This is a genomic window from Centipeda artemidis DSM 19719, assembly GCF_000426665.1.
Lineage (GTDB): Bacteria > Bacillota > Negativicutes > Selenomonadales > Selenomonadaceae > Centipeda > Centipeda artemidis.
This window is the reverse complement of the sequence record NZ_AUFU01000025.1, coordinates 1-9,262: the sequence shown is the minus strand read 5'-3', so window position 1 is coordinate 9,262 and position 9,262 is coordinate 1. Positions and strand designations below refer to the sequence as shown.

The 9,262-nt window shown below is 53.8% G+C and carries 9 protein-coding genes and 1 rRNA gene; all 10 read left to right on the top strand.

Annotated elements, in window-relative coordinates:
* The first annotated feature begins 228 nt into the window (after nucleotides 1–228).
* Nucleotides 229–345 (top strand): 5S ribosomal RNA (gene rrf, locus K341_RS0110445).
* A 214-nt stretch (nucleotides 346–559) separates the two neighbouring features.
* A complete protein-coding gene (gene sufC / locus K341_RS0110440) occupies nucleotides 560–1,318 on the top strand; it encodes a Fe-S cluster assembly ATPase SufC (RefSeq protein ID WP_026762761.1) in 759 nt (252 codons plus the stop codon).
* 7 nt (nucleotides 1,319–1,325) lie between these two features.
* Entirely contained in the window at nucleotides 1,326–2,744 is a 1,419-nt protein-coding gene (sufB, locus tag K341_RS0110435) for a Fe-S cluster assembly protein SufB (RefSeq protein WP_026762760.1), read from the top strand.
* A gap of 32 nt (nucleotides 2,745–2,776) precedes the next feature.
* Nucleotides 2,777–3,574, top strand: a complete 798-nt coding sequence (locus K341_RS0110430; protein WP_037349723.1) for a SufD family Fe-S cluster assembly protein — start codon at nucleotides 2,777–2,779, stop codon at nucleotides 3,572–3,574.
* On the top strand, nucleotides 3,571–4,809 hold the full coding sequence (locus K341_RS0110425; RefSeq protein ID WP_026762758.1) for a cysteine desulfurase: 1,239 nt from the start codon (nucleotides 3,571–3,573) through the stop codon (nucleotides 4,807–4,809). The genes K341_RS0110430 and K341_RS0110425 overlap by 4 nt, the downstream gene beginning before the upstream one ends.
* Nucleotides 4,799–5,251: a Fe-S cluster assembly sulfur transfer protein SufU gene (gene sufU / locus K341_RS0110420; RefSeq protein ID WP_026762757.1), complete on the top strand. Its 453-nt coding sequence runs from the start codon at nucleotides 4,799–4,801 to the stop codon at nucleotides 5,249–5,251. The genes K341_RS0110425 and sufU overlap by 11 nt, the downstream gene beginning before the upstream one ends.
* 150 nt (nucleotides 5,252–5,401) lie before the next feature.
* Nucleotides 5,402–6,397 carry an ABC transporter substrate-binding protein gene (locus K341_RS0110415; protein ID WP_026762756.1) on the top strand — a complete coding sequence of 332 codons (996 nt, stop codon included), beginning with the start codon at nucleotides 5,402–5,404 and terminating at the stop codon, nucleotides 6,395–6,397.
* A 30-nt stretch (nucleotides 6,398–6,427) separates the two neighbouring features.
* Complete coding sequence (locus K341_RS0110410) at nucleotides 6,428–7,423, top strand: ABC transporter substrate-binding protein (RefSeq protein ID WP_026762755.1); 996 nt, start codon at nucleotides 6,428–6,430, stop codon at nucleotides 7,421–7,423.
* A 71-nt stretch (nucleotides 7,424–7,494) separates the two neighbouring features.
* Entirely contained in the window at nucleotides 7,495–8,373 is an 879-nt protein-coding gene (locus K341_RS0110405; RefSeq protein ID WP_026762754.1) for an ABC transporter permease, read from the top strand.
* A gap of 2 nt (nucleotides 8,374–8,375) precedes the next feature.
* Complete coding sequence (locus tag K341_RS0110400; RefSeq protein WP_009438482.1) at nucleotides 8,376–9,170, top strand: ABC transporter ATP-binding protein; 795 nt, start codon at nucleotides 8,376–8,378, stop codon at nucleotides 9,168–9,170.
* The last annotated feature ends 92 nt before the right edge of the window (nucleotides 9,171–9,262 follow it).

Genomic DNA, 9,262 nt, shown 5'->3' with positions numbered 1-9,262 from the left:
AGTTAGGTTTGCGCGATATAAAGAGCGCAAAGCTATACGAATCGCTTATGCGACGGTTACGAAGTCGGGAGACTGAGTAAATGTCGCTACGGCGTGGGTAACGTCCCAAGAACATGAGCGAAAGCGAAGTGTGGTTGGCAGACGTTGACCGCTCATTGGTATTTCGCAACTAATTTGCAAAGAGTTTCTTCTGTCTAGTTTTGAGTGAATGAATAGTTTACTCAATAGTGCGGTGATGATGCCCGGACGGTTCCACCTGTTCCCATTCCGAACACAGCAGTTAAGCGTCCGCAGGCCGAGGGTACTTCGTTGGAGACGACGCGGGAGAGTAGGTAGTTGCCGCAAAGATAAGCTCGTGAGAAATCACGGGCTTTTTTGTTTTTTGATTTCTATTCTTTGTTTCTAAATTTTGATAAGGAATATCAATTATTCGTTTTGTTTATATTGAGTGTGCTAAGTTATTGACATTTTATATGAAAGCCCCTACAATGATGAAAATATGAATCCCGAGTATTTTTGTAAGGATTAAATATACTGTTGATTTTAAGGAGAGTTTACTATGGCAGATGCATTGCTGCAAATAAAGGATCTTCATGCCAGTGTGGATGGGAAGGAGATTCTCAAGGGGCTCGATCTCACCGTTCGCAAGGGTGAGGTACATGTCATTCTCGGCCCGAACGGGTCGGGAAAGTCGACGCTGATGAACGTGATTATGGGACATCCAAAATATGAGATGACGGGCGGCAGCCTTATCCTTGAGGGAGAGGATATTGGTGAGCTTCGTGCATTTGAGCGTGCGCGCCGCGGTCTTTTCCTCGCGTTTCAGACGCCGGAGGAGATTCCGGGAATTACGGTTGAGAATATGATTCGTACGGCGCGTCAGGTGATGACGGGCGAAAAAGTTAAGCTTCTTCCGTTCCGTAAGGAACTAAATGCGATAATGGCAGAGTTGAAGATTGATCCGAGTTATGCGCAGCGTTATCTCAATGTTGGGTTCTCCGGCGGTGAGAAGAAACGCAGTGAGGTCTTGCAGCTCCTTATGTTTGCACCCAAGGTTGCACTTTTGGATGAGACGGATTCGGGGCTTGATGTTGATGCCGTTCAGATCGTTTCCGAGGGTGTGGCGAAGTTTCACAATAAGAACAACGCATGTATTATCATTACTCACAACGCGAAGATTCTTGATAGGCTCAAGGTTGATTATGTGCACGTTCTTGCACAGGGCAAAATTGCACGTGAGGGCGGTGCGGAGCTGATTGAGGAGATTAACGAGGAAGGTTTTGCTAAAATCCTCGGAGCTCAGGATAAGGTAGGGTGAGCGGCATATGGAAGATTTCGTACCAAAGAAAAAGACCTATGTCGCCGATATTGAGCGTACGATATACGATATCACGAACGAAGACCGTTCCGTGTATAAGGCAGCCTCGGGGCTGACAGAGGAGATTATCCGCGATATTTCTGTGCGGAAACATGACCCTGAGTGGATGCTCGAGTTTCGGCTAAAGTCACTCGACACTTATCATGCGATGGAACTCCCCCCCTGGGGGCCTGACCTCTCAGACCTCGATATGGATAATATCGTCACCTATGTGCAGCCCGACGCAAAGATGGTGGGCGACTGGAATGAGGTGCCCGAGGACATCAAGGAAACATTCGACCGCCTCGGCATTCCGGAGGCCGAAAAAACATCACTGGCGGGCGTGGGAGCACAGTACGACTCCGAGGTCGTTTATCATTCGATTCAAGAGTCGCTTGTGAAGCAGGGCGTTGTCTATACGGATATGGAGACGGCACTGCAGGAATACGGTGATGTCGTCCGGCAGTATTTCATGACACTCGTGCCGCCGAAGGCGCATAAGTTCGCCGCACTCCACGGGGCAGTGTGGTCGGGTGGTTCTTTTGTCTACGTACCTGAGGGCATCAAGGTAGATATTCCATTACAATCCTATTTCCGCCTCAATGCGGCGGGAGCAGGACAGTTTGAGCATACGCTGATCATTGTCGAAAAGGGAGCAAGCCTTCATTTCATTGAGGGATGTTCCGCACCCAAATATAATGTGACGAATCTCCATGCGGGCTGCGTCGAGCTGTTCGTGAAGGAGGGGGCGCGTCTGCGTTACTCCACGATTGAGAACTGGTCACGCAATATGATGAATCTCAATACAAAGCGCGTCAAGGTAGAGAAAGACGGCACGGTGGAATGGGTCTCAGGTTCGTTCGGTTCTCATGTCTCAATGCTCTACCCGACCAGTATTCTGAGCGGTGAGAACGCAAGCTGCGAGTTCACAGGTATTACGCTCGCATCGAAGGGGCAGGAACTCGATACAGGGGCAACGGTCATTTTCGATGCTCCACATACGTCGGCGAATATCAGCACCCGTTCGATTTCAAAGTCCGGCGGCATTGCTGTCTATCGGAGTGCGGTTAAGGTAACGCCGCGTGCCGTGGGGGCAAAATGCTCGGTGGACTGTGAGTCACTGATGCTTGACTCGGAGTCGCGCAGTGACACGCTGCCCGTGATGGATATTGCTTGCGACCAGGTGGATATCGGACACGAGGCGAAAATTGGCCGCATCAGTGATGAGGCAATATTTTATTTGACAAGTCGCGGTATCGACGAAGAGGAGGCACGTGCGATGATTGTGCGCGGATTTGTCGAACCCATTGCAAAGGAACTCCCCCTGGAGTATGCGGTGGAGATGAACAACCTTGTCAATATTGAGCTGGAAGGGACAATGGGGTGAGCGCTGTGAATGAAGTTTTTAGCCGTATCCCCATGTCGACATGGCGCTGGCTGGGTGTGAATGACCTGCCGATGCCGGCACAGCTCGGCGATACGAAGACGATAAAGTTCTCCTGCGCGGCAGGGGAATCGCAGCACCATGTCGTGGAGCTGCGAGAGAGCGGCCTGCAGGAGATTCATGCGGAGGTTGCGGACGGGGCAGAGATGCACCTCACCTTCATACAGGTTGTGCCGATAGATGCCGCTGTAGCGAGCCGCATTGAAGCAGAGGTCGGGAAGAAAGGACTGTTCTCCTGCACGCTTGTTGAGGCGGGCGCCGCACATACGGCGGCGGAGCTCCGTGTCAATCTCGCAGGCGACGAGGCGCGTGCGGATGTGTGGGGGCTTTATTTCGGCGATGCAGAGCGAAAAATTGACCTCAATTATATCATTCGCCAAGCGGGACGGCTCACGGATGCGAACTTGCAGGTGCGCGGAGCCTTGCTGGGGCACAGTAAAAAAACGTTTCGCGGCACACTGGATTTTGTCGCGGGTTCACGCGGTTCGGCCGGCAAGGAGGACGAGGAGGTCACCATTCTCTCGCCAAATGCACGCAACCGCAGCGTCCCGCTCATGCTTTCCCATGAGGGCGACGTGGACGGTCATCATGCAGTCAGTATCGGCAGGATTGACGCGGATAAACTCTTTTATTTGATGAGCCGCGGACTTGATGAATATGCTGCGCAGCAGCTCGTCGTCGAGGCGTCGTTTGCACCCGTTCTTGCCCGCATAGAGAGTGAGGAGCTGCGCACTGAGATTACCGATTACATTGAGGGGAGGCTTATGAAGTGAGTAAGAACTTCAACGAGTATCTGCAGGATTTTCCTATTTTGCAGACAAAAATGAACGGCCGTCCCATCGTCTATCTTGATAACGGTGCAACCACGCAGAAACCGGAGGCCGTCATCAAAGCGGTTGCCGATTACTGCACCTATTGGAATGCAAATCCACACCGCGGCGCGTATGAACTTTCGGTCAAGGCAACGGACATCTATGAGACGGCGCGTGTACGTACGCAGAAATTTATTGGTGCGGCACGCTCTGAGGAGATTATCTTTACGAAGAATGCCTCTGAGGCGCTGAATCTTGTTGCGTACAGTTATGGGCGCGCCCATGTGCAGGCAGGCGACGAGATTGTCATTACCGTCGCCGAACATCACAGCAACCTTGTGCCGTGGCAGTTCGTTGCCAAGGCACGCGGTGCAACACTGAAATACATCTACCTCGAAGAGGATGGAAATCTCTCGGCGGCCGATATTGCCGCGCAGATTACGGAAAAGACCAAGATTGTTGCCGTGACGCATGTGTCCAATGTGCTCGGGCTCGTGAACGACGTCAAGGCGATAGCGAGCCGTGCCCATGCCGTCGGTGCCGCCCTCGTTGTCGACGGCTCGCAGAGTGTGCCGCATATCAAAGTGGATGTGCAGTCGATGGGGGCAGACTTCTTCGCGTTCTCGGGGCACAAGATGCTCTCTCCTATGGGAATCGGCGTCCTCTATGGGAAATATGATATCCTTGACGCGATGCCGCCGTTCCTCTTTGGCGGGGATATGATCGAATATGTCGGCGAACAGGAGACGACGTATGCGGAGCTTCCCGCAAAGTTCGAAGCGGGTACGCAGAACGTCAGCGGCGCGGCGGGACTCATCGCTGCGATTGACTATCTGGAAAATGTTGGCTTTGACCGCATCGAGGCGATCGAGCGAGATCTCCTCTCCTATGCACTGCCTCGGTTGCGGGAACTTCCCTTTGTCGATCTGTACGGATGTGAGAGTACGCGCGACAACAAGACGGGTATCATCACCTTCAACGTGAAGGATGTTCATCCACACGATGTTTCGACGATCCTCGACGGCTACGGCGTCGCCATCCGTGCGGGGCATCACTGTGCGCAGCCGTTGATGAAATACCTCGGGCAGAATGCAACCTGCCGCGCGAGTTTCTATCTCTACAATACGCATGAGGACATTGATAAATTCATCGATGCACTGAAAAAGGTGAGGGGAGTGCTCGGATATGCCGATTGAAGGGGAAGAGGCTCTGCACCAATTATATACTGAGGTCATCGGCGAGCACAGCCGCTCGCCGGAGAACAAGGGAGAACTCTCGTCGGCAAATGTGCGCGAGCGCGGGCACAACCCGAGCTGCGGCGACGAGATTACGCTCTCTCTTGAGATCGCGGACGGCATCATCAAGGACGGCGCGTTCTCCGGTGTCGGCTGCGCGATCTCGCAGGCGAGTACCGACATCATGATTGATCTCATGCGCGGCAAGACCGTTGAGGAGGCACATCGCCTCACGCAGCTCTTTACCTCCATGATTAAGCGTGAGGTCACGGACGACGCAGCCCTCGAAGAACTCGACGAAGCCATCGCGCTCAAAAATATCTCCAATATGCCTGCGCGCGTCAAATGTGCTGTGCTCGCATGGCATACGCTGGATAATATCCTAAAGGGAAAAACTGTATAAGAAATCGGGACCGGTTTGGAAGATTTTTCTTCACAAAACAGTCCCGTTTGTATTTTTCCTCGCGTGGATACTAGATTTTTCGCCCCCGGGCATGTATAATAAGCAGGTATTGCAAAATTAGCACTTTTGAAAAGAAAAGGTGGGAGCTCGATGCGGATGACAAAGGCAATGAAATGTATCGCTCTTGGCATCACGGCGCTGGGACTTAGCGTTATGGCAGGCTGCGGCGGAGATCGGCAGGCGGCGGGTGAGAAGTCCTATAAAATCGGTGTAGTACAGCTCGTGGAGCACAATGCGCTCGATGCGGCGAACCGCGGTTTTGTCGACGGACTCAAGGAACGCGGCTATGAGGAGGGGAAGAACCTCACGATTGACCGACAGAACGCGCAGGCGGATCAATCGAACCTCCAAAACATCGCGCAGCGTTTTGTCAGTGACAAGGTCGATCTCATCTGTGCCATCGCAACGCCTGCGGCACAGTCGGTTGCAAACGCAACGCGGGATATTCCCATCGTCGGTACGGCAATTACAGACTATGTGAGCGCGAAACTCGCCCAGTCAAACGCGGTTCCAGGAGGGAATGTGACCGGGACGAGTGATCTGAATCCGATTAAGCAGCAGATTGATCTTCTTATAAAGATTTACCCAAACGCTAAAACTATCGGCACGATTTATTCCTCAAGTGAGATCAATTCGGAAATTCAGATCAAGACCATGACCGAATATGCACAGTCAAAGGGGCTGACAGTACGCGCGGCAACAGTTTCGACGGTCAACGATATTCAGCAGGCGGCACAGAGTCTCGTAGGGGATGTGGATGTGTTCTATGAGCCAACCGACAACGTGATTTCCTCCTCAATCCCGACCCTTGTCAGCGTCACTGATGCGGCGGGCAAGGGCGTCATCTGTGCAGAACCCTTTATGGTGACGGGCGGCTGTCTTGCAACCTACGGCATCGATTACTACAAGCTCGGCGTGCAGACGGGCGAGATGGCGGCGGACATCCTCGAGGGGAAGAGTAAGCCGGCGAATATGCCGATCGAGACGGCACGCGATCTAACGCTTGTCATCAGCAAGAGCGGCATCGAAAAATTAGGGCTGACCATTCCGGAGGACGTGCTGAAAGATGCAACCCTTGTGGACTAAATTATTTAACAGAGTAAAGGTGGAGTCTCGATGCAGGTGACAACAGTCATAAAATGCGTCGCTCTTGGGATGGCTGCTTTCGGTCTGCTCGCATCGACAGGCTGCGGCGGGAGTCAACAGGCGGCGGGAGAAAAAACATATAAAATCGGTGTGGTGCAGCTCGTTGAACACGGCGCGCTCGACGAGGCGAACCGCGGATTTGTGGACGGGCTCAAAGAGCGCGGCTACGAGGTCGGGAAGAATGTGAAGTTCGATCAGCAGAACGCGCAGGCGGATCAATCGAATTTGCAGAACATTGTTCAGCGGTTTGTGAGCGACAAGGTCGATCTCATCTGTGCGATCGCAACGCCGAGCGTGCAGTCCGCCGCGAACGTGACGAAGGAGATTCCCATCGTTGGCACGGCGGTCACGGACTATGTGAGTGCCAAGGTCGTTCAGTCCAATGAAAAACCGGGCGGCAACGTCACCGGAACGAGTGATCTCAGTCCGATTGCCGATCAGATCGACCTCCTCATGAAGCTTTATCCGAATGCCAAGACTATTGGAACGATTTACTCCTCGAGCGAAATCAATTCCGAGATTCAGGTCAAGGCGATGAAGGAATATGCCGCATCGAAGGGGCTGACGGTACGCGTTGCGACGATCTCCACGGTCAACGACATTCAGCAGGCGGCGCAGAGCATCGTGGGCGAGGTGGACGTCTTCTATGAGCCGTCGGATAACATCATCGCCTCTGCGATGCCGACGCTCGCGAGCGTGACCGATCCTGCGGGCAAGGGCATTATCTGTGCCGTGCCGACGATGGTGCAGGCGGGCGGCCTTGCGACCTACGGTATCGACTACTATAAGCTCGGTGTGCAGACAGGCGCAATGGCAGCCGACATCCTTGAGGGTAAGCGCAAGCCTGCGGATATGCCGATCGAGACAGCGCATGAGCTCATGCTCGTGATCAACAAAAAGAATGCGGAAAAAATCGGACTGACCATCTCCGACGACATACTGCAAGGGGCGGTCATCGCAGAGTAAACGATTGACAAGGAAAGCGGAGCGGGCACGCAGCGTGTCCGCTTTTTTTCCGAAATATAGGGAGTGACATTATGGATTTGGTCATCGCAACAGCGGCACAGGGCGTCCTGTGGGGACTCTATGCGCTGGGCGTCTATTTGACATATCGTGTTCTGGACATTGCGGATCTGACTGTCGAGGGCAGCTTCCCCCTCGGTGCAGCGGTTGCCGCCTCCATGCTCGTGGCAGGGTATTCGCCCCTCGTCTCGATCTTTGCTGCATGTGCGGCAGGATGTATTTCCGGCATTATCACAGGATTTTTCTGTACGAAGCTGAAGATCCCTGCGCTCCTTGCAGGTATCCTCACAATGATCGGGCTCTACTCCATCAACCTGCATGTTATGGGAAAGGCAAACTTGCCTCTGCTCCAGCAGGAGACCCTCTTCACCGAGTGGAACATTTGGGGGCTGGATACGGCGAGCAATATCCTCGTCATCGGCACGATCGTTGTCGTTCTCGCGATCCTATTGACCTACTGGTTCTTTGGCACGGAGCTCGGTACTGCTATCCGTGCGACCGGCGCAAATCCGCACATGATCCGCGCGAACGGCGTCAACACCGACGTCATGATCGTCATCGGGCTTCTGCTCTCCAACGGCTTGGTCGCGATCTGCGGCGCGCTTGTCGCACAGAGCAACGGATTTGCCGACGTCGGTATGGGGACGGGGACGATCGTCATCGGGCTTGCCTCCGTCATCATCGGCGAGGTGCTGTTCGGTACGCGCAGCTTTAAGAACTGGCTTATCTCCGTTGTGCTCGGCTCCGTCGTCTATCGCGCTGTCATCGCGGTCGTGCTGCAGCTCGGTATGCCGCCGAACGATCTCAAGCTCTTTACGGCAGTACTCGTCGCGATCGCGCTTTCGCTGCCGCTCATCCAGACGAAATACCATGCGATGAAGAAGGGAGCGTAACCATGCTGCGCATAGAGGACATCAAAAAAACCTTCAATCCCGGTACGATTACGGAAAAGAAGGCACTCTCCGGCGTTACACTGCATCTTGAACCCGGAGATTTCGTCACCGTCATCGGCGGCAACGGCGCAGGCAAATCAACGCTCATGAACGCTATCGCAGGGGCGATTTCTGTGGATGCGGGGAAAATCTCCATCGCCGGCGAGGATATTACCAAATGGCCGGAGCATCGACGTGCACGGTTCATCGGACGTGTTTTCCAAGATCCCATGATGGGGACTGCCGCACGCATGATGATCGAGGAAAATCTTGCAATTGCTGCCCGCCGTGGACAGACACCGACCCTGCGTTGGGGATCGACCGACGAGATGCGCGACATCTTTCGTGAGAAACTGGCAGGTCTAAAGCTCGGACTCGAGGATCGTCTCTCCTCGCGCGTCGGACTCCTCTCTGGCGGACAGCGGCAGGCGCTGACGCTCCTCATGGCGACGCTCGTAAAGCCGAACCTGCTGCTCCTCGACGAGCACACCGCCGCACTCGACCCGAAGACCGCCGCGCAGGTGCTCGAGCTGACTGAAAAGATCGTCACGGAGCAGCAGCTCACCACCCTTATGATTACGCACAATATGAAGGATGCCCTTCGTTACGGCAACCGCCTTATCATGCTGCATGAGGGGCATATCCTCTTCGACGTACCGCAGGGGGAGAAAAAGGGGCTCACAACGCGCGATCTCCTCTCCATGTTCGAACGAGCCGCGGGCAGCGAACTCGCTAATGACAGTCTCCTCCTAAGCTAATTGAATAATAACACAACACGAAAAACATAAAGACATTCAACATCAAAAAAATCCAGCAAAACAGCGGTCTAGCGGGGTATCCCTGCATCTGC

What these genes read in the sequence shown, in the direction of transcription:
- sufC (WP_026762761.1), top strand. Translation starts at nt 560, where the DNA reads ATGGCAGATGCATTGCTGCAAATAAAGGATCTTCATGCCAGTGTGGAT.
- sufB (WP_026762760.1), top strand. Translation starts at nt 1,326, where the DNA reads ATGGAAGATTTCGTACCAAAGAAAAAGACCTATGTCGCCGATATTGAG.
- K341_RS0110430 (WP_037349723.1), top strand. Translation starts at nt 2,777, where the DNA reads ATGTCGACATGGCGCTGGCTGGGTGTGAATGACCTGCCGATGCCGGCA.
- sufU (WP_026762757.1), top strand. Translation starts at nt 4,799, where the DNA reads ATGCCGATTGAAGGGGAAGAGGCTCTGCACCAATTATATACTGAGGTC.
- K341_RS0110415 (WP_026762756.1), top strand. Translation starts at nt 5,402, where the DNA reads ATGCGGATGACAAAGGCAATGAAATGTATCGCTCTTGGCATCACGGCG.
- K341_RS0110410 (WP_026762755.1), top strand. Translation starts at nt 6,428, where the DNA reads ATGCAGGTGACAACAGTCATAAAATGCGTCGCTCTTGGGATGGCTGCT.
- K341_RS0110405 (WP_026762754.1), top strand. Translation starts at nt 7,495, where the DNA reads ATGGATTTGGTCATCGCAACAGCGGCACAGGGCGTCCTGTGGGGACTC.
- K341_RS0110400 (WP_009438482.1), top strand. Translation starts at nt 8,376, where the DNA reads ATGCTGCGCATAGAGGACATCAAAAAAACCTTCAATCCCGGTACGATT.